Below are 25,495 nucleotides of genomic sequence, written 5' to 3'. Positions count from 1 at the left end.
ACAACCCGGACAACCCGGACGCCCCTGGCAACCCCAGCAGTCCGGGCAGTCCGGGCAGTCCGGGCAGTCCGGGCAGCAAACACCCACAACCCGGACTCCAACCCCGGCCCCGCCCGAGGCGTCACACCCAACCCCGGCATGGCCCCCACCGCCATCGCACCCGACCACGGCCCCACCCGGGGAGCCGCACCCAACCGGTTCCGCCCAGGCGGTCGCACCCGACTCCGGCATGGCCTCCACCAGCGCCGCATCCGGCTCCGGCCTCGCCCAGGGTGTCGCACCCACCCCCGGCATGACCCCCACCAGCGCCGCGCCCAACCCCGACCTGCCCGGGGTGCCGCATCCGACGCCAGCATCGCCCGGGGCATCGCATCTGACTCCGGTCCCGCCCGAGGCGTCTATCCAACCCCGACTTGGCCTCCAGTAGCGTCGCGCTCAACCCCGGCCCCGCCCAAGGCATCGCACCCCACTCCAGCCCCGCCCGGGGCGTCACATCCGACTCCCGCATTGCCCGGGGCGTCGCATCCGGTTCTGGCCGCTCACCCGGCTCCGCGCCCGGCTACGCCCTGGGCCGACGACGCGCGCCTGCAGGCAGCCACCGGGCAATCGCACCCCACGAGCGCGGCCAGACCATCACATGGGCGCACAGGCAGTGACCCACAGAAGATCACAAGGACCCACAAGATCACGAGCCGATCGCCATCGAATCGCCGCGAGTTCGGGCTGCAAGCACGGCATCCACGGTCCTGTGGACACGTTTGGCGTGCAGAGGCTGGACGCTCTCGCCAGCCCCGGTAATGAGGACGCTCCGGGGGCGGGTGGGATAACCCCCGTGCCAAGGCTTTCGTACGGGTGCCATGGCGTTGGCGGGGACGGGCGGAGCCCGAGGAGAAACAGAGGGGTGGGTGGGAGAGCCATGCCGACGCTCAGATCGGGTGGAGCCTCGGCAGGTGGGAGGGGCAGACAGGAGCCACCGCGTTGGCAGGGCTGGGCGGAGGACCCCCGCGCAAAGGGGAAGGAAGGGTTGGGAGGTTAGGGACAAGCCATGTACGGCTGGGTGGGAGCGTGCGTTGGGTTGGGGTTAGAGGTGTTTGCGGAGGAAGGCGATGTCGTCGGCTTGGCCTTCGGAGGGGGTTTCGACCACGATGGGGGCGTTGGCGGTGCGGCAGATGGTGAGAATCTGGTCGGGGTCTATTTGGCCGGTGCCCAGGTTGGTGTGGCGGTCGGCGCCTGAGTCGAAGCTGTCGCGGGAATCGTTGCAGTGGATCAGGTCGATTCGGCCGGTGATGGCCAGCACGCGGTCGACGAGGCCGACGAGGTCCTCGCCGCCGGCGTGGGCGTGACAGGTGTCCAGGCAGAAACCGATCTTGGACGGGTCTTGGGCGCCCGCGGTCGCCGCGTCCCAGAGGCGGGCGATGGTGTCCAGCCGCCGGGTCATGGCGTTTCCACCACCGGCGGTGTTCTCGATCAGCACCGGAATCGGGCAGTCCATCCGCTCGAACACCTTGCGCCAGTTGTCGAACCCGATCTGGGGATCGTCGTCCTTGTTGAGATGCCCGCCATGCACGATGAGCCCCTTGGCCCCCAGTGACGCCGCGGCCTTCAACTGCCCCTCCAGCAGCTTCCGGCTGGGAATCCTGATCCGGTTGTTGGCCGTAGCCACGTTGATCAGATACGGCGCATGGATGTAGACATCCACCTCGGAATCCCGGATCGCATCCGCGCTGGCCGGCATCACCGGGCCTTTCCACCCCTGCGGATCACCGAGGAAGAACTGCACCACATCGGCGTCCCGCGCGGCGGCGTGGGCCAGCGGATCATCCTGATCGACGTGAGCTCCGATACGCACCATAAAACCGAGCGTATCCGAGCCCTCCGACAGTCTCCCTGCTTTCCCCATCCCGACCGCCCGGACAAAGGGCGGCCGAACTATATGCCTCCTTCAAGAGCGTTTCAAGGTTTCTTCGTCGGGCAGACGCTGGGGCGGCTGACACGCCCTGCCACCCGCGTGTCGCGACAGAAGGAGATCACATGAACCAACGGATCGGGAGAGCCATCGTGCTGATCTACATACTGGTCGGCATATATGTCGCTTGGATCTACGACTACCTCACCCCCAGGCTCCTGCGCGACATCGCAGAGGCCCTGCTCTCCATCTTCCTGTGGTTCCTCGTCCTCCTAGGAGTAAATCTCAACCTCGGAAGATGAAGCCGACCAACCCAAGCACTACTACATAGCGACCACACCACCGATGGGCGGGCACCGCAGACCTCCGCGAGCACCCGCCCATCGCGGTTACAGGACCACCCCCAATAGGGGCGTAAGGGCACGGGTATCGGACACTCCACCAAGTGCCTACGGCGCACGGGTGTCGGATAGTTCCCCGGCGGCCGGGTGGCGACCCCAGCTCCCGAGGGCCACGGCACCCTGATCTACCAGCAGCGCATCGCCGACACCCGTTTCGTCCTCAACCAACTCGCACTCCTGCGGCGGGGCGCCAACTCCGACGCCGAGCACCCGCAAACTCCCCGGGCCACGCGGGACGTACGAGCATGTCGCCTACAAGAATCAGCAGCCGTGCTCGTCGCTCAGCTGCCGTACGTGCTCCGCCGGAGTTAGGAGAAGCCGCCGTGGGCGATGCCCAGGACGGCGCCGACGAAGGATCCGACGACGCCCATGATGATGAGGCTGCGTTGGGGCGTGGTGACGGAGACATACTGGGAGAACAAGCCGCCGGCGAAGCCGATGATGCCGAGTGCGGTGGCGACGGCGTGGGCGCTGACGATGAAACCCAGGACGAATGCCACGATTCCTACGAGCAAGGTTCCGACCGCGAGGATGTTTTCCCGGGTGTGGGGTCTGCCGTCGGTGTTGAGGGTGAAACGGAAGGGCTCGCTCTCGATCGGGCCAAGCATGTGTGGCATACGTGCCACCCCCTCTCCCCGCTAAGGATTCCCGGCTCGGCCAGCGCACAATCCCGGCCCTGGTAGCCTTATTCGGCTGCATCTGGTAAGCGCGTGTGATCACCCGCGCGAACCGCAGCGTCCTCCTGTCACGGCAAGGCGTCGTGACCGCAAGAGTCCAGAGGAGGTTGGATTCCGCATGCGTCGTTACGAGATGATGGTCATCCTTGACCCGTCCCTCGATGAGCGCACCGTGCAGCCCTCGCTCGACCAGTTCCTGACGGTCGTGCGCAACGATGGCGGCACCGTGGAGAAGGTAGACGTCTGGGGCCGCCGCCGGCTGTCCTACGACATCGAGAAGAAGTCCGAGGGCATCTACGCCGTCGTCGACCTCACCGCCGAGCCTGCCACGATCAAGGAGCTGGACCGTCAGCTCAACCTGAACGAGGGCATCCTTCGCACCAAGGTTCTCCGTCCCGAGCTTCACTGACGAACATTGGTCCCGGAGGGCTGAAGGGGAGTAGACAGGGAGTTACGGGAAGCCCCGATTTTGTCGGAGGCAGGTCGTACTCTGAGCCCCCTGAAGAACCGGGATAGGAAGGCGAAAGCGACCGATGGCAGCAGGCGACACAACAATCACGATCGTCGGCAACCTTGTCGACGACCCGGAGCTGCGCTTCACCCCGACGGGGCAGGCCGTGGCCCGGTTCCGCATCGCATCCACTCCGCGGTTCCTCGATAAGACGACCAATGAGTGGAAAGACGGCGAAGGTCTGTTCCTGACCTGCAACGTGTGGCGGCAGGCGGCGGAGAACGTCGCCGAGAGCCTGCAGCGTGGCATGCGGGTCATCGTGCAGGGACGGCTGCGCCAACGGTCGTATGAGACCAAGGAAGGCGAGAAGCGCACGGTCTACGAGGTCGAGGTCGACGAGGTCGGCCCCTCGCTGCGCAACGCCACCGCGAAGGTGAACAAGACCGCGCGGCAGGGCGGTGGCGGTGGCGGCGGTTTCGGCGGCGGCCCGGCCAACGACCCGTGGGCGTCCGCGTCCCCGGCCCCGCCGAGTGGCGGCGGTTTCGGTGGCGGCCAGGGCGGCGGCGGAGGTTACCAAGGCGGCGGTGGTGGCGGCTACGGCGGTCAGCAGGGCGGCGGCGGTGGCTTCGGCGGCGGCGACTTCAGCGACGAACCGCCCTTCTAGCCTTTCATCCACACATCCATAACCGAGCGACCATTCCCGCGTTGAGCGGGGCTCTGAAAGGAGCACCACGATGGCCAAGCCGGCACTGCGCAAGCCCAAGAAGAAGGTTTGCCTGTTCTGCCACGACAAGATCTCCTACGTCGACTACAAGGACACGGCGCTGCTGCGGAAGTTCATCTCCGACCGCGGCAAGATCCGTGCCCGCCGGGTGACGGGCAACTGCACCCAGCACCAGCGCGACGTGGCGACCGCTATCAAGAACGCCCGTGAGATGGCCCTGCTGCCATACACGAGCACCGCGCGCTAAGGAAAGGGGACTCAGCCATGAAGCTCATTCTCACCACTGAGGTCTCCGGTCTCGGCGCTCCGGGTGACATCGTCGAGGTCAAGGACGGCTACGGCCGTAACTACCTGATCCCGCGCAGCTTCGCGATCCGCTGGACGCGAGGCGCCGAGTCGCAGATCGCCTCCATCAAGAAGGCCCGCGACGCCCGCGAGATCCGTGACCTCGGCACCGCCAAGGAGGTCGCCGGCCAGCTCGGCGCGCTCAAGGTGAAGCTGAAGACCAAGGCGGGCGACTCGGGCCGGCTGTTCGGCTCGGTCACCACCGGTGACATCGCCGACGCCGTCAAGTCGGCCGGCGGCCCGCTGCTGGACCGTCGCCGCATCGAGATCGGCAACCCGATCAAGAGCACCGGCTCGCACAAGGTCAGCGTCAAGCTGCACCCCGAGGTCTCCGCGACCCTCGACATCGAGGTCCTCGCCATCTGATCTCCGGAACCGGCGCGAACGATGGCCCCTCGCCTAAACGAGGGGCCATTGTCATGTCCGGGTCTGGTGTTTGGGCGGTTGCGGGCGCCGATGGCGGCCGATGGTGGGGGCCAGGGCGCTGTGCCTTCGGCCGTACAACTGGTAGACGAGCACGCCGACGGCCATCCAGAGCACGAAATACAGCCAGGTGATGACCTGCAGGTTCAGCATCAGCCACAGCGTCGCCACGATGGACAGAGCCGGGACCAGCGGGGACCCCGGCACTTTGAAGCCGCGGGGGAGGTCGGGCATGCTCCGCCGCATACTGATCACACCGGCTGACACGATCATGAACGCGAACAGCGTACCGATCACGACGAGCTGTTCGAGGGTGAGGACCGGGCCGAATTCGGCCAGCAGGATCGCGATCGCGCCGATGACCAGGGTCGCGGTCGCGGGGGTGCGGTGCGAGCCGCTGAGCCGCGCCAGCTGGGTGGGCAGCAGGCCGTCGCGGGCCATCGCGAACACCACCCGGGTTTGTCCGACCAGCAGCACGAACACCACGGTGGTGAGCCCGAGCACGGCGGTGATGTTGATCACGTGCACCATGAAGGTCTCGCCGACCAGCCGGAACGCGTCCGCGAGTGGCGCGCCCTGGGTGATCTTGGAGTACGTCACCATTCCGATCATGACCACCGCCACCGCGATGTAGATCACGGTCGCCGTGGCCAGGGCCCGGATCATGCCCTGCGGAACGGTCCGGGTCGCGTCCTTGGTCTCCTCGGCCGCCGTGGTGACGATGTCGAATCCGAGGTAGGCGAAGGCGATGGCCGGGGTGGCCGCCAGGATCCCGAACCAGCCGAACGCGTGGGTCTCGCCGATGAGCAGGCCGAAGACCGTCGAGTGGAGCGTGTCCGCGTCGGTCACCAGCGGCGCGGGGTCGACCGGGATCTGGGCGATGTTGCCGGCGTTGAAGTGCAGCGAGCCGATGATGATGACCGCCGAGATGCCCACGAGCTTGGCGGAGACCATGACCCACAGGGCGCGCAGGCCGACTTTCGCATTGAACGCCACGATTCCGGTGAGCGTGGTCAGGATGAGCAGGGTGAACAGGTCGAAACCTTCGGGGCGGCTCAGCAGCGCGGGCACGGTGACGCCGAGCTCGGTGAGCATCTGGGCGAAGTACAGCGACCAGACGCGGGCCACCACGGCGGCCGCGAGCTCCATCTCCAGGATCAGCGACCAGCCGATGATCCAGGCCCAGACCTCACCGAAAATGACGTAGGTGTAGGTGTACGCGCTGCCGGAGACCGGCATCGTGGAACAGAGTTCGGCGTAGCAGATCGCGGCCAGCAGGCTGGTAATTCCGGCGATCATGAAAGAGAGGATGACGCCGGGACCGGCCATACTGGCGGCCTGTCTGCCGGCGATGCTGAATATGCCCGCACCGATCATGACGCCCAAACCAAGCACGATCAGGTCATTGCGGGTGTAGATCTCCCGCAGGCCTGCCGTACGCAGCACGGTGGCCTCCGTCGCGGGCATGCGACGGAGTACGGAGGTCGATGTGGGCTGGCGTACAGACGTCACGACAGGCCAATCGTCAGAGGCAAGACCGTAGGCAACAGTGCCTCATCCGACTACCGCCGACAAGGGCCCAAATGACTACCCTCCCGTCATTTATTGGACATGTTATGAAGTTGAAGTGTTTGCCCTGGTCTGGAGGCTTGGTCTGCCATACTGACCGGCTATGGTTGAACCTTAAATGCTCATGAATCGCCGAGCCGGATTCCACTTATTCACATCTACGGTCGGCTGTTTGTGCGATTTCGGCCCGATGGTCAGGCACCGCTCACCAGCCAGGCGTCGCCCCGTGCGCGCAGGCCCAGCGTGGCCAGCCGGGCCAGCATCCAGACCCCGATGGCCAGCCACAGCCCGACCAGGCTGCCCGCCAGCAAGGCGAACGGCAGGTACGTGAGGGTGGTGACCGCGGCGGCCCAGGCCAGATAACGCTGATCACCCGCACCGATGAGCACCCCGTCGAGCACGAAGACCACGCCCGCGATCGGCTGGAACAGCGCGACCGTCCACAACACCGCGTCGATCTGCGCGGCCACCGCCGGTTCCGCGGCGAAGATCCCCGGAATGAAGGGGCGACAGCCGATCACGGCCAGGCCCAGCACCACGCCGCTGACGACGCCCCACATCACCATGCGCCCGGTCACCCGCCGCGCTCCCAGCACATCGCCGGCGCCGAGCAGCTTCCCGGTGAGCGCCTGACCCGCGATGGCGATCGCGTCGAGCGCGAAGGCGAGCAGCGTCCACAGCTGGGTGGTGATCCCGTGCGCGGCGACCTCGGCGACACCCAGCCTGGCCGCGATCACGGTTGCCGTGACCAGCACGATCCTCAGGCAGACGGTACGAATCAGCAGCGCGATCCCGGCCGTTCCCGACGTCTTGATGCCCGCCAAATCCGGCCGCAGCGAAGCCCGTACCCGCCGCGCGCCCCGCACCACCACGATCAGGTACGCCCCCGCGGCCAGCGACTGGGCGGCCACCGTGCCCCAGGCCGACCCCGCGAGCCCCCACCCGAGCCCGAGCACGAACCAGGCATTCAACGCGGCGTTGAGCGCGAACCCGCCGACCGAGACCGTGAGCGGCGTGACTGTGTCCTGCAGCCCGCGTAACACCCCGGTCCCCGCGAGCACGATCAGCATCGCCGGCGTCCCGACCAGGCTGATCCGCAGGTACGTGATCGCGTCGGCGGTCACCTCCGGCGGCGCGTCGATCAGCCCCACCAGCCCCGGCGCCAGCGGCCAGCAGACGACCACCACGCCCACCCCGATCGCCGCCGCCAGCCACACCCCGTCCATCCCGCGCTGTACGGCCTGCCGATGGTTGCCCGCCCCCACCTGCCTGGCGACCGCGGCCGTGGTGCCGTACGCCAGGAAGACGCACAGGTTCACGATCGTGGCCAAGATCGTCCCCGCAACGCTGAGCGCCCCCAGCGCGCTCGTCCCCAGCCGTCCCACGATCGCGTAGTCGGTCAGCAGGAACAGCGGCTCGGCGACCAGCGCCGCGAAGGCGGGCACGGCAAGCCGGAGGATCTCCCGGTCGGTGGTACGGCCTTCGCCATGGGTAAGTGGCATAGAGCCATTATGCTGATTACCGCAAGATCATCCATACTGGGGATATACAGGACATTTCGGACCGATTCTCATCGGTGCCCCGACTTTCTTTTCTCCACAGCCGGTGGATATTGTTTCCGCAGGTCAGAGTGATTATCCACAGCCTGTGGACAGGTTATCCCCAGGCTCGTCCCCAGGCTTCCCACACCCTGGCGGCAGAAGTGCACACCTTATCCACAGGTCTGTCGACAGGCTTCGTTGCCGGTTGCCCCCACAACCCGGGAAACTGTCGTCCCGGTCCTCTACAACTGGGGGTGGTGCGGCCGGAGTGGAGGGGGACGCATGACCGATCGAATAGCCGGACATCACGATGGCACGTCACGAGATCCCGCCGCGAGGGGTGGCTCTCGCTCGGCAGCGAGCGAGTCGGGGACCGTGACGAGGCTGGACACCGGCGCGGCCGTTGGTCTGGGGATGGCTGGTTGGCGGCGTGAGCGGCCGCAGCCGGGAGTTTCGCCGTCGTTGGGTGTCGGGTTGCGATGAGCGTTGTCGATTTTTCGGGTGGGCCGTCTGAGCCTTCGTTCGAGCGGACTCCGCCGAACAACATCGAGGCCGAGCAGTCGGTCCTGGGCGGCATGCTCATCTCCAAGGACGCGATCGCCGATGTGGTCGAGGTGCTGCGGTCCGACGACTTCTACCGGCCTGCCCATCAGATCGTTTACGAGATCATCACTGATCTTTACGGGCGGGGGGATCCGGCCGACGCGGTCACGGTCTTCGACGAACTGCAGCGGCGGGGTGAGGTGGCGAAGGTCGGGGGTGGGGCATATCTGCACACCCTCACCGTCGTGGTGCCGACGGCGGCCAACGCCGGGTATTACGCCAAGATCGTTCGTGAGCAGGCGGTGCTCCGGCGATTGATCGAGGCGGGGACCCGAATCGTCTCCTACGGTTACGGCGGCCAGAACGAGGAAGTCGACGATCTCGTCGATCGGGCCCAGGCCGAGATCTACAAGGTCACCGAAAGGCGGACGTCGGAGGACTATCTGCCGCTTTCGGAGATCATGCCGGCCGCTCTGGACGAGATCGAGGCCATCGGAAGTCGCCACGGCCAGATGGTTGGAGTGCCGACCGGCTTCCAGGACCTGGACGCGCTGACCAACGGCCTCCATCCAGGACAGATGATCGTCGTCGCCGCTCGTCCCGCCATCGGCAAGGCGCTCGCGCTCGACACGCCACTGCCCACACCTGACGGCTGGACCACGATGGGCGAGGTCGACGTCGGCGACTGGTTGATCGGCGCCGACGGCAAGCCGGCCCGCGTCATCGCGGCCACGGACGTGATGTACGGCCGCCCCTGCTATGAGATCGAGTTCAGCGACGGCACGGTGATCGTCGCCGACGCCGCTCACCAGTGGCTGACCGAGACCCGCGCGTCCCGCCGGTCGGCCCAGCAGGCCGCCACCGGTCACGCCCACCATCGCAACCAGCGGACGTTCGCGTCAGTGAAGACAACCGAGCAGATCGCCGCGACCCTGCGGTGCGAGACGGCCGATCGGCGTTTGAACCACGCGGTCTCCGTGGCCAAGACCGCAGCCTTCCCGGACAGGGAGCTTCCCTTCCCTCCATATGCGCTTGGCGCATGGCTCGGTGACGGGCACAGTGCGGGGGCCCTGCTCACGAGCGCTGATCCCGAGATCATCGCGGAGATCGAGGCAGAAGGCCTGATAGTAACGAAGCAGGCTGGAAGGCTGCTCTACTCGATCCGGCTGCCGCAGGAAGATCCGATCCCAGCCCGCGCTTGCGTCGTCTGCGGTATGTCATTTGTCCCGCGGACATCCCAGGTTCGTTCGTGCGGGCGAACCTGCGGAGGGAAGGCGAGATTCCTCTCCGATCCCGTACCCGAGCCGACATGTCCTGATTGCGGGAGCCCTTCTGCAGGTCTGAGGCAGTGCCAGGAGTGCAGGAATCATCACGGGACCGCTCAGGCGATTCTGCGGAGCATGGGTGTTCTGAACGACAAGCACATCCCTCAGGACTACCTGCGTGCCTCTGAAGACCAGCGCCGGGCGCTGCTCGCTGGGCTGCTCGACACGGATGGCTACGTCAATGCCGGTGGGACCATCCAGTTCGCAGTCACCAGCGAGCGGCTCGCTGAGGGCGCTTGGGAACTGATCCTTAGCCTCGGATATAAGGCCACCTGGACTGAGAAGCCTGTCTCGGGTCGGTCCTTGGGGACCTCCACCGCTTACGTGATCACATTTACGCCCGCTGACAAGGTGTTTCGGCTTCCTCGCAAGGTTGCCCGGCAGACGACTCGCGATCACCCGACGACGCGCCTGCGGTACATCACCGATGTGCGGCGTGTGGAAAGCCGGCCGGTCCGATGCGTGGAGATCGACAATGCCGACCATATGTACCTTGCGGGCAAGACGTGGATTCCGACGCACAACTCGACTCTCGGGCTGGATTTCGCGCGTTCTGCGGCGATCAAGCATGGCCTGACCACGGTGATCTTCTCGCTGGAAATGTCGCGTAACGAGATCACGATGCGTCTGCTCTCGGCCGAGGCGCGGGTTGCCCTGCACACCATGCGGTCCGGCCTGATGAACGACGACGACTGGACTCGGATGGCGCGGCGCATGGGCGAGGTCGCCGAGGCGCCCCTGTTCATCGACGATTCGCCCAACATGTCGATGATGGAGATCCGGGCCAAGTGCCGCCGCCTCAAGCAGCGCCACGACCTGAAGTTCGTCATCGTGGACTATCTCCAGCTGATGAGTTCCCCCAAGAAGACCGAGAGCCGCCAGCAGGAGGTCTCCGAGCTGTCCCGAGCGCTCAAGCTGCTCGCCAAGGAGCTGGAGGTCCCCGTGATCGCCATCTCCCAGCTCAACCGAGGCCCAGAACAGCGAACCGACAAACGCCCCGCCGTCTCCGACCTCCGCGAGTCCGGCTGCCTCACCGCGAACACCCGAATCCTCCGCGCCGACACCGGCGCCGAAGCCACCCTCCGCGACCTCCTCGACTCCGACACCCGCGACATCCCCGTCTGGTCCCTCGACGACCGCCTCAAGCTCGTCCCCCGCACCCTGACCCACGTCTTCCCCAGCGGCATCAAACCCGTCTACCGCGTCCGCCTCCGCTCCGGCCGCGAACTCGAAGCCACCGCCAACCACCCCTTCCTCACCTACGACGGCTGGCACGCCGTAGGCGACCTTTCCCCCGGCACCCGAGTAGCCGTCCCACGCCACGTCCCTCCCCCGCTGAATACCACGGACCATGTCCCTTCTCAGGGGACAGATCTCCCACGCCTCCTCAACGCGACTTCCCTACCTGACGCCGTATTCGGCCTCCGCAAGACTCAGCTCGCCCTACTTCTGAGGCAACTGTGGGCGAGCAAGGGCGAGATCCGCTGGGAGGGGAGCGCTGGGCCTATGCGTGGGGGAGAAGCCTCCGCCGCAATAGGCGCAAGACCGGTAGATGTGGAAGCCGGGTCTGGCCCCGTGGGCGAAACGCTCGCATACGTGTATGGAGGGGCAGCGGATTCAGGACACGCGAGTGGGCTGAACGCGCACGCTGGACATGCGAAGGCTGTGGATGCGCACGCCGGACTCGTGTCCGAGGGTGAAGGTTCCGCTGAACACGCGAATGCGCTGGATGCGCAGGCTGGGCGACCGATAGCTGTGGATTACGGACGTGTACACGAAGGGGGAGTATTTGCCCGGCAGGTGAACGGTGAAGATGCGCTCGGGGGGCATGTGGCTGGCCGGTATGCGCCTGGTGAAGCGCGGATCAGTTTTACTGGGAGCCGGGGGTTAGTGGATGATCTTGCGAGGTTGTTGCTGCGGTTCAATGTGATGACCCGGATCGTGGCGGTGGGTGGGACTCATCGGCTGACGATCTACGGGCCCGAGAACCAGTTGCGGTTTCTTGAAGACGTGGGGATGTCGGGTGCTGCGGCTGAGATGTGTGCGCGGGAGCTTCGGCTGAGGACGAGGGCTACTGATCCCGTTCGTCTTCCTCAGGGGATGTGGGACCAGTTGCGTGATGTTCTGGTCCAGCCGGATGGAGCCGCGTCAGGTTCGGAGGCGAGCACGCTTGGTCAGATGGTCGCGATTCTCGATCGTGAGGATCTGGAGATCACGGCGACCAACGATGTCTTCTGGGATGAGATCGCCTCCGTCGAGGCGCTCGGCGAGCAGATGGTGTACGACGCGACGGTGCTCGGCACCCACAACTTCGTCGCCAACGGCATTTCTGTCCACAACAGCATCGAGCAGGACGCGGACATGGTCATTCTCCTCCACCGCGAGGACGCCTACGAGCGCGAATCCCCCCGCGCCGGCGAAGCCGACCTCATCGTCGCCAAACACCGAAACGGCCCCACAGCCACCGTCACCGTCGCATTCCAGGGCCACTACAGCCGCTTCGTCGACATGGCCCAGCACTGACCCTCGCACATGAGGCCAGCGGAAGAACATCGGGGTCGGCACGGTGGTGTTGTTCCGGTGGGCATCAAGCCCGCACAAGGGCGGGCCGTCACCGCTTGGGCAGCACGCCGCCGTCAGTGTCGAAGGGCCCGTCCTTCATGGGGCGGGTGCCGTCGCGGCGAGGGTCAGGGCTCCGACCAGGCCGGCGCGGGGGCCCAGGGCGGAGGAGCGGATCTGGACGCGGTCGCTGATCGCGGGTTGGGCGAAGCGGCGCAGGGATTCGCGGATTCCTTCCAGGAGAGGGTCCCCCGCGGTCGCGAGCTCGCCGCCGATGATGAGCATCGCGGGGTCCAGGGCGTTGCACAGGTCGGACAGGACCCGTCCGAGCTGGCGTCCCGCGTCGGCGACGATCCGGGCCACGACCGGGTTGCCGACCAGGGCGTCCAGGAACAGGTTGTCGGGTCGTTCGGAGGGCGGCAGACCCGCCGCGATGAGCTGCCGCCACACCTCGCTGATCGACACCACCGATTCGAGGCAGCCGCGCTGCCCGCAACGGCACTGTGCCCCGCCCTCCTGGACCAGCGTGTGCCCGATCTCCCCCGATGCCCCGTACGCCCCGGTGTATCGCCTGCCGGCGAGGATCAGCCCGGCTCCGATGCCGTGGGACGCCTTGACGTAGACCAGGTCGGACACGTTCTGCCCGGCCCCGTGCGTGTGCTCGGCCAGCGCGGCGAGCTCCGCGTCGTTCGCGATCACCACCTCCCCGCCGAGCCGGGCGATCAGCTCCTGCCGAGGCTGGACTCCGGCCCAGCCGGCGAGGATCGTGGCCGACTGGATCTTGCCGGTCGTCTGGTTGATCGGCCCCGGGATCCCCGCCGCGGTCCGCCGTACCGAATCGGCCGGGACGCCCGCCCGGTCCAGCAGGTCGGCGACCAGGATCGCCGCTTGGTCGAGCGCGTTGCTCGCCGAGGCGTCCACGTCGAGCGGCACCGTGCCCTCGGCGACGATCTCCTGCGCGGTCGAGGCGAGTGCCGCCGAGATGTGCCTGTGCCCGAAGTCGATCCCGACGAGATACCCCGGAGGGCGGCGCGGCGACAACCGTGACGACGGCCTGCCGCGTCCCGCGTGGTCGCCGGTCTCGTGCTCGTGCACCAGCCCCGTGGCCAGCAGGTCCCGGACGATCCCCGCCACCGTGCTCGGCGCGAGGCCGGTCCGGCGGCTCAGCTCCTGCCGGGTCGCGGGGAAGGACTCGTTCAACGCGTCGAGGATCGCGCGCCTGCTGCGCTCGATCCGCTGGTTCGGCGTGGCGGACACCAGCCAAGCCTAGCTAATTTGAGCGCTTAGTGCACTAATTAATAAATATTAAGGGTGTTGACCAGAGTCTTTTCTGCCATCTACCGTCACGGGAGAGTTGCGGAGTCTTCTCCGTCGCAATCACCACCCCGTTAGAAGAGGCACTCATGCAACATAAGAACGCCGGGCGGAGAAGACGGGCGGGACTGCTCTCGATGACGGCGGCCATCGTGGTCTCCGGCGGGATCGCGGCGGTGCCGGCGCTGGCCGAGGAACCCGCACCCCTCACCCAGATCGCCGGGGAGAGCGCCCAGGTCGTCGAGTCGCCGGACGGTGATCTGCGGGTCGCCGTCACCACCGTCGGCGGGCGTCTCACCTACAGCGTGACCAAGCATGACAAGACACTCGTCGGCGCGTCCGGACTCGGAATGGATCTCGCGGGCCGACCCAGCCTCACGCAGGGCATGGCCGTCGAGTCCGTCGAACGGCGCACGATCGACGAGACGTGGAAGCCGGTCTGGGGGACGTCGAGCAAGGTCAGGAACCACGCGAGCGAGCTCACCGTCCACGCGGTCCAGGCCGGCACAGGCTTCAAGCTCGACCTGGTGTTCCGGGTCTTCGACGACGGGGTCGGCTTCCGCTACCGCTTCCCCGACCAGCCTGGCCTGGACGCCTACACCGTCACCGCCGAGCAGACCGAGTTCGCCCTCGACCCTGCCGCGCGGAGCTGGTCGATCGCCGCGGGCAAGACCTGGTCCGCCGACGAGCAGCACTACCGCGACCTGCCCCTGTCCGGCGTCGCCACCACCCAGACCCCCATCACCGCCTCCCCCGCCGCCGACTCCTACGTGGTGGTGCACGAGGCCGACCTGACCGACTACCCCAGCATGACGCTGAAGTCGGTGCCAGGGCAGCCCGGCCGGTTCTCCAGCGACCTGATCGCCCTCCCCGACGGCGCCAAGGCCAAGCTGAACGGCGCGTTCGCCACGCCCTGGCGCACCCTGACCGTGGGCGAACGCCCCGGCGACCTGGGCGAATCCCATCTGATCGAGAACCTCAACGACCCGTGCGCGATCTGCGATGACACGTCCTGGATCAAGCCCGCGACGTACGTGGGCGTCTGGTGGGAACTCCAGCGCAGGCAGACCACCTGGACCGCCGGGCCCAAGCACGGCGCGACCACCGCGCGGCTCAAGCAGTACATCGACCTGGCCAAGGAGGCGGGCGCGAAGTTCGTCCTGGCCGAGGGCTGGAACACCAACGCTGGCGGCAGCTGGGCGGGCCAGGACTTCCTGACCCCGCAGGCCGACTTCGACCTCCCCGAAGTCCTCCGTTACGCCGCCGACAACGGCATCGGGTACATCGCGCACAACGAGACCCGGGGCGACATCGACTACTACGACCAGAACCTGGAGAAGATCTTCTCCAGGTACGAAGAACTCGGCATCCACGCGATCAAGACCGGCTACGCCACGAAGTTCCTGCTCGGCGGCATCAACCGCAGCCACTACGACCAGGAGGCCGTACGCCACTACCAGCGGGTGATCGACGCGGCGGCCCGGCACCGCATCACGGTCAACGCCCATGAGGCGATCAAGCCCACCGGCCTGGCGCGCACCTACCCGAACATGATGTCGGGCGAGGGCGTCGCGGGCATGGAGCAGCAGAACTACATGGGCGCCAACGGCAACCCGCCCGCGCAGGCCACGATCCTCCCCTTCACCCGGTTCATGGGAGGACCCGCCGACTACACGCCCGGCGTCCTGAACGTCACGTGGGACCCGGCCCGGCTCAACACCCGCGTCCAGACCACCTCGGCCGCGCAACTCGCGTTATACCCGACGTTCTTCAGCCCGCTGCAGATGCTCGCGGACACCCCCGAGAACTACGCCGCCCACCCCGGCTTCGCCTTCCTCAAGAACATGCCCGCCACTTGGGACGAGACCCGCGTCCTGGACAGCGTCATCGGCGACTACACCACGACCGCCCGGCGCAGCGGCGACACCTGGTACCTCGGCGCGATCACCGACGAGAACGACCGGACCCTCCAGGTTCCGCTGTCGTTCCTCCCCAACGGCACCTTCGCGGCGGAGATCTACGCCGACGCCCAGGAGACCACCTGGAAGGGCGACCCGCTGCCCGTCGAGATCCGCAAGACCCTGGTCAGATCGTCCACCCGGCTGTCGATGTCGCTGGTCGCCGCCGGTGGCCAGGCGGTCAGGATCAGGCCCGCGACCGCCGAAGACCTCGGCGACCTCCCCTGGTACGCCACGCCCCGCGCCGGTTACGGCACCCCCGAGGCCATCCTGGACCCGGCCACCCAGCAGCTCACCGTGAAGGCCCAGCTCACCAACACCGGCAGCACCGTGGCGGAGTTCCCGACCCAGGTGTTCCTCGACGGCCGCGCCGCCGGTGGTGTCCAGCGCGTCCGCGTCGCGGGCGGCGGAGCCCGTACCGTCGAATGGACACTGTCCGCCGCCGAGGTGCCCGACCAGGACTTCCGGGTCGCGGTCGGCGCGCCCACCGGCGAGCGCGGCGAACCGGTCCGCGTCGCACAGCCGCGTTCGCTGCTCGGCCTCGTCCGGGACCTGCGGAAGTCCGGCGAGGTGACCTCGTCCGCGATGGCGTTCCTCCAGCCCATGCTCACCACGGCCGAGAGCCTGCTCCGCCAGGGCGACCCGACCGGCCGTCTCCTGGCCCTCCAGGACGTGCGCCTCGCCCTCTACGGTCTCCCCCTCGCCGAGGTGACCGCGCAGGCCCGCACCGCCATCGACGACCAGCTCACCACCCGGCTCGGCACACCGGAGGCACTCTTCTCCCTCGCCCTGAAGGTACGGCTGGCAACAGACACGGGCGCCCTCAGCCCTGCCCTGTCCGGCGCACTCGCCATCGAAGTCAAAGCCGCGATCACCGCGGCGGTCGCGAACGACCTGGCGGGAATGCGGGAAGCCCTCAACCGGTTCACCGCCCTGGTCAACGCCGAGCCGATCGCCCCGGACGTCGCGGCCGACCTGCTGTCCATCGGCGGACTCCTCGCCACCGGCCCTCGCAAGATCGAAGCGGAGTCCGCACAGCTCGTCAGCGGCGCGTGCCGGCGTACCGACCACACCGGTTACACCGGCACCGGCTTCGTGGCCTGCCTGAAAACCAAGGACAGCGGCGTCCGCTTCAACGCCCCGGTCACCGTCGATGGCCTGTACGCCATCCGCCTCCGCTACGCCAACGCCATGGGCGCCACCCAGACCATGACCCTCTCCAGCGGAACGCAGTCCCTCCAACTCCGGCTCCCCACCCTGCCGAACTGGGACACCTGGTCCGACCACCAGGCCAACCTCCGCCTCACCACGACCACCCCACTGACCTTCGTGTACGGCCCCAGCGACAACGGCAACGTCAACCTCGACTTCATCACCCTCGAACCCGACCCAGGCGTCATCCACCGATAACCCGCAACTCCCCGCGCGATCGGTTGATCGCGCGGGGATGGGCGGCGATCACGACTCAGCGTTCAGCGGTCCGGTCGAGCAGGCGGGGCGACCCGACGCCGGTCCGCCAGGCGTACCCGCCGATCACCGCCAGCGCGGCGAGACCGTAGGCGATCGTGCCGGTGGCACCGCCTATCGCGGACCCGGCCGTGAGGTACTTGGCCGCTCCCGCGAGCGGGATCCCGAGCCACTCCCATCGGCCGTCGAGCGCCACCAAGGCGACCAGGAGCAGCGCGTACCACGAGTAGCCGGGGGTGAGCAGCAGGAACGCGGCTCCGGTCACCAGCAGCGCGCCTCGCCAGGGCCGGTCGGGGTCGCCGTGTCGCAGCACCAGGAGGGTGACCACGAGCAGGAGGGCCGCGACCACCGGCAGCGCCCAGCCGTCGGGGACCACGAGCCGCACCAGCGCGTAGCGGTCCCGCGCGGACGCGTCGTCGTAGCCTTCCTCACGCACGTAACCGGTGAGGTAGCCGAAAACGGACGCATGCGAGGCCAGCACGTAGGGCAGGTAGGCCAGGGCGGCGACCGCCGCCGCGGGCGCCACCACCGTGAGCGTGTCGCGGAACCACTGATCCCTGGACAGCCGATCCCTGGACGGCCGATCCCTGGACAGCACCCCGGAGAGGGCGCCGGGCAGGGTGACCGCGGGCAGGAGTTTGACCGCTATGCCCGAACCGAGCAGCGCGCCGCCCAGCGCGCGGCGGCGCCGGACCACCAGGAACGCGAGCACGGTGAGCAGGACGCCGAGCACGTCGGCGTGCGCGTTGTTGACCGCTTCCAGCGGCACCGCCGGACACCACGCCCAGTAGGCGGCGTGACCGGGGCGGCGGCGCAGGAGTGCGATCGTGACACAGATCGAGAGCAGCGCGCCGCCGACCTGGAGTGGTTTGTGCCGTGCGCCGGGCGGTGAGAGCGCGTGGACGAGCAGGAAGTAGGCCTCCGCGACAGGCGGGTAGATGGTGTGCGCGGTCGGCCGGTTCAGCCGCGTGCATCCACCGGTGGGGAGCGGGGCGTGGCCGGGTTCCCGGCAGGCGTCGCCGGTGGGGAACAGCCACGGGTCCCGTAGGGCGGCGAGCGCGGGATCGGCCGGGGTGTGATCGTAGGGGGAGACGCCCGCGGCCTGGACCCTGCCGTCCCAGGCATAGCGGTAGGAGTCGGTGCTGGTGCGCGGCGGGGCCAGCAGGCCGGTGGCGACCACCGCGATACCGCCGGCCAGGACCAGGGCCGTCGCCTGGCGGGCGGGCACGCCGCGCAGCGACCAGGCCGCGGCGGCGAACAATGCCCAAGCCGCCACATACCAGCCGAACAGGTCCACGCTGGCGAAGCGAACGGTCCCGGCGAGCACGGCCACCAGAGCCATGATCAGGGCGGCGGTCCGGGTCAGCGCAGCGCCGCGAACCATCGGCCTGCCTCCTGCCAGCGGTCGGCAGTGGGGAAGCCGCCGGCCTCGGCCAGGCGGGCGATGTCGCTGACCGAGACCCGGGCCCAGCCGAACCAGTCCCCGACCGCGTCGGCGTGGCGGAGCCGTACCCGCTCGACCTGGCTGGTCGTCTCCGGGGCATCCAGTTCGACCAGGACGGCGCCGCCGGGACGGACGAGCTCGCGGGCCCGGCGCAGCAGCGCCGCCGGGTGAGCGCCGATGCCGATGTTGCCGTCGGCCAGCAGCAGGGTGGCCCATCGCCCGCTGCCGGGCACCTGGTCGAAAACGTCGCGGCAGAGGGCGAAACCCCCGGCCCGGCGGGTCAGCCGGACGGCGTGCGGAGTGATGTCGATGCCCAACGCGGTGACGCCCCGCCGGGCCAGCGTGGCGGTGAGCCGTCCAGGACCGGAGCCGACATCCAGCGTCGGGCTGACACAACGGGACAGCAGCGCCTCGTCCCCGTCGATGGGTTCGAACCAGCGGGCGGCCTCCAGCGGTTCCACGGTCCCGTCGATGTGCTCGATCTGGGTCGCGGCGCCGGCCAGCGACGCGGAGTACAGCTCGCCGATCATTACAGCAGCGCCCCCTGCGCCAACGCCGCCAGCACGCCGGCGAAGCGGGATCCCGGTGCTTGGGCCGCGACCTGGAAGGCGTCGTCGGCGGTGTCGACGTCGGTCAGTTCCGGCAGCGTCGCCACGCTCAGGCCTGCCCCCGTCAGCCGTCCGAGCTGGGCGCGCCCGGTGGTGGGCCGCGACATCGGCACGCCCAGGAGCAGTCCGGGGTCGGGACGGCGTAATCCGAGCAGCCAGAAACCGCCATCGCACGCGGGGCCGTACACGGCGTCGCGGTGCGCCAGCGCGGAGACGGCGGCCTCCAGCAGGTCGGGGGAGAGCTGCGGAGTGTCCATACCCACCAGCACGAGGGGCATGGGGTGCAGCCGGTACGCGTCGCGAAACGCGGCGGCGAGTCGTTCGTCGAGGCCGTCGCCGCGCTGGGGGATGACGGTGAAGCCGTCCGGCAGCCAGTATCCGGGCAGACCGGCCAAGGCGAGCACCCGATGCGCGACCGGCAGCGCCGCGACGGTGCGCAGGGTGTCCTCCAGCGCGGCGGCGGCGAGCTGAGCCGCCTGGCCGGGCGTGAACGGCGGGCTCAGCCTGGTCTTCACCCGCCCCGCCACGGGCTCTTTGGCGATGACGATGATCTGAGCGGGCATCATCGGGCGGACTCCCGCTCGCACTCGGCCAGGACGCGGCGCATGTCGGCGATCGCCCGCAGCGTGCCGGCTACGGTGCCGGTGACCTTGGAGCGCCCGGAGCGCCGCAGGTAGTCCACGTCGACTTCGGCGATCCGCCAGCCCGCCCGCGCCGCGCGCAACACCATCTCCAGCGGATAGCCGAACCGGCGATCGCTCAGCTTCAGGTCCAGGAGATCCTGGCGCCGGCACGCGCGCATCGGCCCGAGATCGCGCAACCGCGCACTCGTGCGCCTGCTCAGGCCGCGCGCCAGTACGGCGTTCGCCGCGCGGGCGTGCAACGGCCAGGAGGCACCTGGCGTCACTCTCCTGCGGCCCAGCATCAGGTCGCGCGCTCCGGCCAGGATCGGCTCGACCAGTTCGGGGAGCTGGCGGGGGTCCAGCGAGGCGTCGGCGTCCATGAAGCACACGACCTCCGCGGTGCACGCCAGCAGCCCGGCGTGGCACGCGGCGCCGAATCCGCGGCGCGGCTCGTGCACCACCTGAGCGCCATGGGCCGACGCCACCGCGACCGAGTCATCGATGGAACCGTTGTCGACCACGATCGGCCGATAGCCCGGGAGCATGCGCCCCAGGACCCACGGCAGCGCGGCCTCCTCGTCCAGGCACGGCAGCACCACGTCGATCATCATGCGATCAACGCTAGCGGGGAGATCGCCGCCAACTCTTACAGAGTCGTGACGCTGCGACGGGAATCCGCCCAGCTCAACCCCATACAGGCCCCGTCAGCCCAGTGGCGCGGAGGCGAACTCCTTCATGCCGTCGGCGAAGGAGACCTCTGCCACGAAGCCGAGCTCCCGGCGGGCCAACGCCGGTGAGGCGACGATGTGCCGCACGTCGCCCAGCCGGTACTCACCGGTCGTGACCGGCTCGGGACCACCATGACCCGCCGCCAGCGCCGCCGCCATGTCGCCCACCGAGTGCGGCGCACCGCTGGCGATGTTGTACGCGGTCAGGCAGCCGGGTCTGCCACCGCCGAGCGCGGCCAGGTTCGCCCGGGCGACGTCGCGAACCGCCACGAAGTCACGCATCTGCCCGCCGTCCTCGAACACCCGGGGCGGTCGGCCCGCCTCCAGGGCGGACCTGAAGATCGCCGCAACCCCCGAGTACGGCGTGTCCCGGGGCATCCGAGGACCGTACACGTTGTGGTAACGCAGCGCGACGGCCGAACCGCCGCTCTCTCGCGCCCAGTTGGCGGCCAGGTGCTCCTGGGCGAGCTTGGTGGTGGCGTAGGCGTTGCGCGGATCCAGGGGAGCGCTTTCGTCGATCGTCGCCCGCGTCAGTTCCGATCCGCACCGGGGGCAGCGCGGCTCGAAGCGTCCCTGCTCCAGGTCGGTCGTCAAGCGCGGGCCTGGCCGTACCCCGCCGTGCTCGGCGCAGTCGTAGGCGCCCTCGCCGTAGACCACCATCGAGGAGGCCAGGATCAGACGTTCGACTTCGTGCTCCGCCATCGCGGCCAGGAGGACCGCTGTGCCAAAGACGTTGATTGAGGCGTAGTCGGGCAAATCCGCGACGTTCACTCCTAGGCCGACCTTGGCCGCTTGGTGCACGACCGCGTCCGCGCCCGCCAGCAGCCGGCCCAGACCCTCCTGGTCCCGCACGTCGACCCCGGTCCGGACGTCGAGCCCGGTCACCTCATGCCCGGCCTCGACCAGGGTCTCGGCCACATGACTTCCGATAAAACCGGCCGAGCCGGTCAGCACCACTTTCACCCCCGCGACGGTAAGCCCCTCCGGCCGTGGTGGGTCTGTGCGTCCGCGATCCGTAAGAAGTTTTTCGTTACGCGACAACGGGGGTGGTGGTCAGGGCAGCGGGAGTGCTCGGTAGTGGGTGGTCAGGTGGCCGTTGTCGTAGATGTGCAGGGCGAGAGCAGGGGGGAGGTCCAAGCTCACCGGGGGTTGGGTTGTGCACTCGAAGGGGGGAAGAGCGGTGCTGACGACGCCGGGTGCGACCAGATGGGGGCGGTTGGCGAAGGTTGTGGCGGCACCGGTGTGGGCGTGGCCGACGAGGGTGGCTACCACGTGCGGGTGGCGTTCGAGGATGGCGGCGTAGCGTTCTGGCTCGCGCAGGCCGATGTCGTCCACATAGGGAATCCCGAGGGCCGCCGCCGGGTGATGCATGCCGACGAAGACGGGACCGGTTTCGGCGGCGAGCGTGTCGTCCAGCCAGGCGAGCGTCGTGTCGTCCAGGCGTCCTTCGGGGCGACCGGGAATGCTGGAGTCACACAGGATGATCGTGGCTCCAGGAATCCGCAAGACCTGGTTGATGGGCTCGTTCACGTCGTTCGAGTCGAGCATGACCTTGCGGAAGGGACCCCGGCTGTCGTGGTTGCCAGGGCAGATGATCGACGGGTGGCGGGTTTTGAGTGCCGCACGGGCGATCGTGTATTCGTCCTCGGCGCCGTTGTCCGCGATGTCGCCGGTGACGATGACCGCTGAGACGTCCAGTCCCTCCACGTACGACATGACGTGCGCGGTCCGCTCGGTGTTGCGGTCGCCTCCGTCGATGTGTACGTCGCTGACGTGAGCCAGAACAATCATGAGCACTCCTCAAAGACCGGACTGCCAGCGTCTCACGGCCACCGGGTCTCAGCTTGCGGATTCCGCGGGGGCCAGGCGTTCGGCCAGGATGCGGCCTCGGGCCAGTTGCACCTTGCGTGCCTCGCCGGCCGCGTACCGCAGGAGGAACCAGGGAGCCCGTAGGTCGAGGCGGTCCTCGATTCGGGTGCGTTTCCCGTCTGGGCTGAGGTCGAACCGGTAGCCCATTCGGATGTTTCCCGGGCTGCGTACTTCCCCGTACAACGACAGCCCTTCCGTGAACAGTTCGACCTTGATCGGGTTGTCGTGGGTGATGAAGCCGAGGAACCTGAAACGTTCCACGGCCGTGTAGCGGATCACCCCGGGTGACGAGCGGTCCACGTCGCGGACCGCGATCACGATGGGGGACAGGCCCACATAGTTCTCGGGGGTGGTCAGATGTTCGAACACCGCCTCGGGGGTGGTGTCGACGTGGAACGTGTTCGTCAGCACCGTCTCCGGCACGCCTGCCTCCTGCTGTGGAACATTGATCTAATCCGCGAATTGTGACATCTCCCGACGCGTCTGATCATCAGCGGGAAAGAACGATTCGATAGCCAACTCGGCAACGGTCACGTCCAACGGCGTGCCAAATGTCGCAATCGTGCTTAGAAACGACAATTCGCGGTCGCCGTACCGGATCCGCAGCGGGATGAGGATGTCGCCGGGCCCGGGTAGTTCGACCTCCGGCTCCGGCTGGTCGCATGGGTACGCGCGCAGCTCGCCGTACAAATCGGAAATTTCAGGATCCGCCGTGACGGCGATCTGCCGCCGCAGCCGGCCGAGCAGGTGCGCCCGCCACTCGCCCAGATTGACGATCCGCGGCGCGAGGCCCTCGGGATGCAACGACGCCCGCAACACGTTTCCCAACAAATCCGGATCTATTCCGGAGGTCAGGTGGGTGATGCCCCGGTTCCCGTCCACCAGATTCCATCTGCGATCCACGACTACCGCCGGATAGGGGTCGTGACCGTCAAGAATCCTCCGGATCGCGTCATACACCGCCGCCATCCGCGGCGACCCCAGCCCCGACTCCGCGTACACCGGCGCGAACCCGGCCGCCAGCAACAACCGATTCCGCTCCCGCAGTGGCAGATCAAGATGGTCCGCGAGCCGCAACACCATGCCCCGGCTGGGATTGGCCCGCCCTGTCTCCAGAAAGCTGATATGCCGGGTCGAAATCTCCGCCTGGATCGACAGCTCCACCTGGCTGAGCCGCCGATGCTCCCGCCACCGCCGGAGCAACTCGCCCACTGGCCCCTCAGTCACCGTCACAACCCCGAAACTACGCGCCCCGACAGAATGCGGGCGATTACCTCAAACGTAAACGGCCCCCGCCAGGAGGCGGAGGCCGTACCGGATCTACTCCCAGCGGAACCACCGGGTGGCGGCGACGATGCCGACGGCGGCCCAGCAGGCCATCACCCCGAGGTGCAGCGGGCTCGGCGCGTGGTTTCCCAGCACGTCGGTGAGCGCCTGCCCGAACGCGCCGGTCGGGCTGTAGTCGCTGACCACGCGCAGCCATTCCGGCATCAACGGCCGGGGCAGCCACATACCGCCCAGAAAGAGCAGCGGGAACATGATGCCCGCGCCGACACTCTGCACCACCCGCGAGTTCGGCGCCACCGCCGCCAGCGCCAGCCCGATCCCGAACAACGTCACCGAACCCAGCACGAACACCCCGGCGAAGGCCAGGAACATACTCGGGTACGGAATCTCCAGGATCAGATGTCCGAAGATCAACATGAGCGCGGTGGCCAGGATCGACACCACGGCGTTGATCACCAGCTGCACGGTCAGCACCGAGATCGGCCGCACCGGCGTGGTGGACATCCGCCGCAGCACGCCACGCTCCCGGTAGATCACCAACGCGGACGGCATCGTGCTGAACGCCACCGTCAGGATGGAGAGCAGGATCATCATCCCCGGCAGGTGGGTGTCGACCGGCCGGGCGCCGCCCATGTCGGCGGCGGGCTCGCGGAAGGCCGGGATGGCCGCGCCCAGGATCAGCAGCAGCGCCAGGGGAAGGACGACGGCGAAGAAGGCGGCCAGTGGTTCGCGCAGGTAGAGCTTGATCTCAGTGATCGCGAGCCGGCGGGGGACGAGGGCGATGGCGGGCATGGGGGGCTCCTTCGAAAAGGGTCAGATCGAAAAAGAGTCAGATCGAAAAAGAGTCAGACGGCCGAGTGGCCGGTCAGGATGAGGAAGGCGTCGTCCAGCGTGGTGCGCTCGGTCCGCAGGTCGGCGATCCGCCCGGCGGGGAGCGCGGCGACGACGGCGTGCAGCACGTTCGCGTTGCCGGTGACCGTGACCCGGTCGCCCTCGATGACGACCGAGGCCACCTCGGGCAGCGACTTCAGCGGCTCCACCGACCCGGTGGTCCGGAAGATCACCCGATCCGAGCCGTCGGCGCGGGCGATCAGACCGGCCGGGGTGTCGACCGCGAGGGCCCTGCCCTCGGAGATCACCGCGACCCGGTCGCAGAGCCGCTCGACCTCTTCCATGAAGTGCGTGACCAGCAGCACGGTGACGCCGCGCTCCTTGATCCGCTCGATCAGGTCCCAGGTCTCGCGGCGGGCCATCGGGTCCAGGCCGGTGGTGAGCTCGTCCAGGATGGCGATCCGCGGGTTGCCGATCAGGGCCAGCGCGATCGACAGCCGCTGCCGCTGGCCGCCGGAGAGCTTGGCGAACGGCACGCGCGGGTCGAGGCCGACTTCGGCCAGCAGGTCCGCGGGGGAGGCGGGGTTGGCGTAGAAGGAGGCGTACAGGCTGAGGGCCTCGCCGACGCGCAGTTTGTCCGGCAGCGAGCAGTCCTGGAGCTGCACGCCCACCTGCTGCTTGAGATCGGCGACGACGTTGATCGTGCCACTCGTCGGGGTACGCAACCCGGCCACACATTCGACCGTGGTGGTCTTGCCGGCGCCGTTGCGCCCGACAATTCCGAAGATCTCCCCTTCTTCGACGGCGAAGGAGACATCGGTGATCGCTACCTTGTCGCCGTAGCGCTTGTGCAGGTTCTCGACCGTGATGATTTCCATACCTCGAAAGGTAGAAATCCCGCG

23 protein-coding genes and 1 pseudogene are annotated in these 25,495 nt (G+C 68.1%); 9 read left to right on the top strand and 15 right to left on the bottom strand.

The annotated features are described in order from the left end of the window. A pseudogene (locus Aple_RS53240) lies at nt 1–427 on the top strand (hypothetical protein); the annotation flags it as partial. A 654-nt stretch (nt 428–1,081) separates the two neighbouring features. Here the strand turns inward: Aple_RS53240 and Aple_RS14015 are convergent. Next, on the bottom strand, nt 1,082–1,852 hold the full coding sequence (locus Aple_RS14015) for a deoxyribonuclease IV (protein WP_218038312.1): 771 nt from the start codon (nt 1,850–1,852) through the stop codon (nt 1,082–1,084). A gap of 179 nt (nt 1,853–2,031) precedes the next feature. Between Aple_RS14015 and Aple_RS51990 the strand changes: the two genes are divergently transcribed. Together Aple_RS51990 and Aple_RS14010 are read left to right on the top strand one after the other, a co-directional pair. Beyond that, nucleotides 2,032–2,208, top strand: a complete 177-nt coding sequence (locus Aple_RS51990) for a hypothetical protein (RefSeq protein ID WP_170321454.1) — start codon at nt 2,032–2,034, stop codon at nt 2,206–2,208. Between the two features lie 186 nt (nt 2,209–2,394). Continuing rightward, nucleotides 2,395–2,619 (top strand): hypothetical protein, encoded by a 225-nt coding sequence (locus Aple_RS14010; protein ID WP_155344978.1) that lies wholly within the window; start codon nt 2,395–2,397, stop codon nt 2,617–2,619. Here Aple_RS14010 and Aple_RS14005 read toward each other — a convergent pair. Continuing rightward, complete coding sequence (locus Aple_RS14005) at nt 2,616–2,924, bottom strand: hypothetical protein (RefSeq protein WP_246264439.1); 309 nt, start codon at nt 2,922–2,924, stop codon at nt 2,616–2,618. The genes Aple_RS14010 and Aple_RS14005 overlap by 4 nt on opposite strands. A gap of 178 nt (nt 2,925–3,102) precedes the next feature. On the opposite strand from Aple_RS14005, the gene rpsF reads away from it, so the two are divergent. From rpsF to rplI, 4 genes are all read left to right on the top strand, one after another. Then, nucleotides 3,103–3,393: a 30S ribosomal protein S6 gene (rpsF, locus tag Aple_RS14000; protein WP_155344977.1), complete on the top strand. Its 291-nt coding sequence runs from the start codon at nt 3,103–3,105 to the stop codon at nt 3,391–3,393. Between the two features lie 124 nt (nt 3,394–3,517). Then, complete coding sequence (locus Aple_RS13995; protein ID WP_155344976.1) at nt 3,518–4,099, top strand: single-stranded DNA-binding protein; 582 nt, start codon at nt 3,518–3,520, stop codon at nt 4,097–4,099. A gap of 70 nt (nt 4,100–4,169) precedes the next feature. After that, complete coding sequence (gene rpsR, locus Aple_RS13990; protein WP_061256131.1) at nt 4,170–4,406, top strand: 30S ribosomal protein S18; 237 nt, start codon at nt 4,170–4,172, stop codon at nt 4,404–4,406. A gap of 17 nt (nt 4,407–4,423) precedes the next feature. Then, a complete protein-coding gene (gene rplI / locus Aple_RS13985; RefSeq protein WP_155344975.1) occupies nt 4,424–4,870 on the top strand; it encodes a 50S ribosomal protein L9 in 447 nt (148 codons plus the stop codon). Between the two features lie 51 nt (nt 4,871–4,921). Here rplI and Aple_RS13980 read toward each other — a convergent pair whose 3' ends face one another. Beyond that, the gene (locus tag Aple_RS13980; RefSeq protein ID WP_155344974.1) at nt 4,922–6,394 is read right to left on the bottom strand and encodes an amino acid permease; all 1,473 of its coding nucleotides are present in this window, start codon (nt 6,392–6,394) and stop codon (nt 4,922–4,924) included. A gap of 296 nt (nt 6,395–6,690) precedes the next feature. Beyond that, complete coding sequence (locus Aple_RS13975) at nt 6,691–7,998, bottom strand: MATE family efflux transporter (RefSeq protein ID WP_155344973.1); 1,308 nt, start codon at nt 7,996–7,998, stop codon at nt 6,691–6,693. Between the two features lie 518 nt (nt 7,999–8,516). Between Aple_RS13975 and dnaB the strand changes: the two genes are divergently transcribed. Then, nucleotides 8,517–12,428: a replicative DNA helicase gene (gene dnaB / locus Aple_RS13970; protein ID WP_155344972.1), complete on the top strand. Its 3,912-nt coding sequence runs from the start codon at nt 8,517–8,519 to the stop codon at nt 12,426–12,428. A 135-nt stretch (nt 12,429–12,563) separates the two neighbouring features. Here dnaB and Aple_RS13965 read toward each other — a convergent pair whose 3' ends face one another. Then, the gene (locus Aple_RS13965) at nt 12,564–13,721 is read right to left on the bottom strand and encodes an ROK family transcriptional regulator (RefSeq protein ID WP_155344971.1); all 1,158 of its coding nucleotides are present in this window, start codon (nt 13,719–13,721) and stop codon (nt 12,564–12,566) included. Nucleotides 13,722–13,867: 146 nt separating this feature from the next. Here Aple_RS13965 and Aple_RS13960 point away from each other — a divergent pair, with 146 nt between their 5' ends. Next, nucleotides 13,868–17,146, top strand: coding sequence for a glycoside hydrolase family 97 N-terminal domain-containing protein (locus Aple_RS13960; RefSeq protein ID WP_155344970.1), 3,279 nt, complete (start codon nt 13,868–13,870; stop codon nt 17,144–17,146). Nucleotides 17,147–17,201: 55 nt separating this feature from the next. On the opposite strand, the gene Aple_RS13955 is transcribed toward Aple_RS13960, so the two are convergent. The 10 genes from Aple_RS13955 to Aple_RS13910 form a co-directional block, all read right to left on the bottom strand. Then, on the bottom strand, nt 17,202–18,587 hold the full coding sequence (locus Aple_RS13955; RefSeq protein WP_155344969.1) for a glycosyltransferase 87 family protein: 1,386 nt from the start codon (nt 18,585–18,587) through the stop codon (nt 17,202–17,204). Continuing rightward, nucleotides 18,566–19,177, bottom strand: coding sequence for a class I SAM-dependent methyltransferase (locus Aple_RS13950; protein WP_155344968.1), 612 nt, complete (start codon nt 19,175–19,177; stop codon nt 18,566–18,568). The genes Aple_RS13955 and Aple_RS13950 overlap by 22 nt, the downstream gene beginning before the upstream one ends. After that, nucleotides 19,177–19,821 (bottom strand): TIGR04282 family arsenosugar biosynthesis glycosyltransferase, encoded by a 645-nt coding sequence (locus Aple_RS13945; RefSeq protein ID WP_155344967.1) that lies wholly within the window; start codon nt 19,819–19,821, stop codon nt 19,177–19,179. The genes Aple_RS13950 and Aple_RS13945 overlap by 1 nt, the downstream gene beginning before the upstream one ends. Then, nucleotides 19,818–20,489, bottom strand: coding sequence for a glycosyltransferase family 2 protein (locus tag Aple_RS13940; protein ID WP_155344966.1), 672 nt, complete (start codon nt 20,487–20,489; stop codon nt 19,818–19,820). The genes Aple_RS13945 and Aple_RS13940 overlap by 4 nt, the downstream gene beginning before the upstream one ends. A gap of 93 nt (nt 20,490–20,582) precedes the next feature. After that, nucleotides 20,583–21,569 carry an NAD-dependent epimerase/dehydratase family protein gene (locus Aple_RS13935; RefSeq protein ID WP_155344965.1) on the bottom strand — a complete coding sequence of 329 codons (987 nt, stop codon included), beginning with the start codon at nt 21,567–21,569 and terminating at the stop codon, nt 20,583–20,585. A gap of 90 nt (nt 21,570–21,659) precedes the next feature. After that, a complete protein-coding gene (locus Aple_RS13930) occupies nt 21,660–22,397 on the bottom strand; it encodes a metallophosphoesterase (protein ID WP_155344964.1) in 738 nt (245 codons plus the stop codon). A gap of 48 nt (nt 22,398–22,445) precedes the next feature. After that, the gene (locus Aple_RS13925; protein WP_155344963.1) at nt 22,446–22,898 is read right to left on the bottom strand and encodes an SRPBCC family protein; all 453 of its coding nucleotides are present in this window, start codon (nt 22,896–22,898) and stop codon (nt 22,446–22,448) included. A 27-nt stretch (nt 22,899–22,925) separates the two neighbouring features. Next, nucleotides 22,926–23,702, bottom strand: coding sequence for a helix-turn-helix domain-containing protein (locus Aple_RS13920; protein WP_308805504.1), 777 nt, complete (start codon nt 23,700–23,702; stop codon nt 22,926–22,928). 93 nt (nt 23,703–23,795) lie between these two features. Beyond that, nucleotides 23,796–24,554, bottom strand: coding sequence for an ABC transporter permease (locus Aple_RS13915; protein WP_155344961.1), 759 nt, complete (start codon nt 24,552–24,554; stop codon nt 23,796–23,798). A 53-nt stretch (nt 24,555–24,607) separates the two neighbouring features. Continuing rightward, nucleotides 24,608–25,471, bottom strand: coding sequence for an ABC transporter ATP-binding protein (locus Aple_RS13910; RefSeq protein WP_155344960.1), 864 nt, complete (start codon nt 25,469–25,471; stop codon nt 24,608–24,610). Nucleotides 25,472–25,495 lie beyond the last annotated feature (24 nt).

The organism is Acrocarpospora pleiomorpha (assembly GCF_009687885.1).
In the GTDB taxonomy this organism is placed as follows: domain Bacteria; phylum Actinomycetota; class Actinomycetes; order Streptosporangiales; family Streptosporangiaceae; genus Acrocarpospora; species Acrocarpospora pleiomorpha.
The sequence above is the reverse complement of the archived record's forward strand: the minus strand, read 5'-3'. Positions and strand labels throughout refer to the sequence as shown.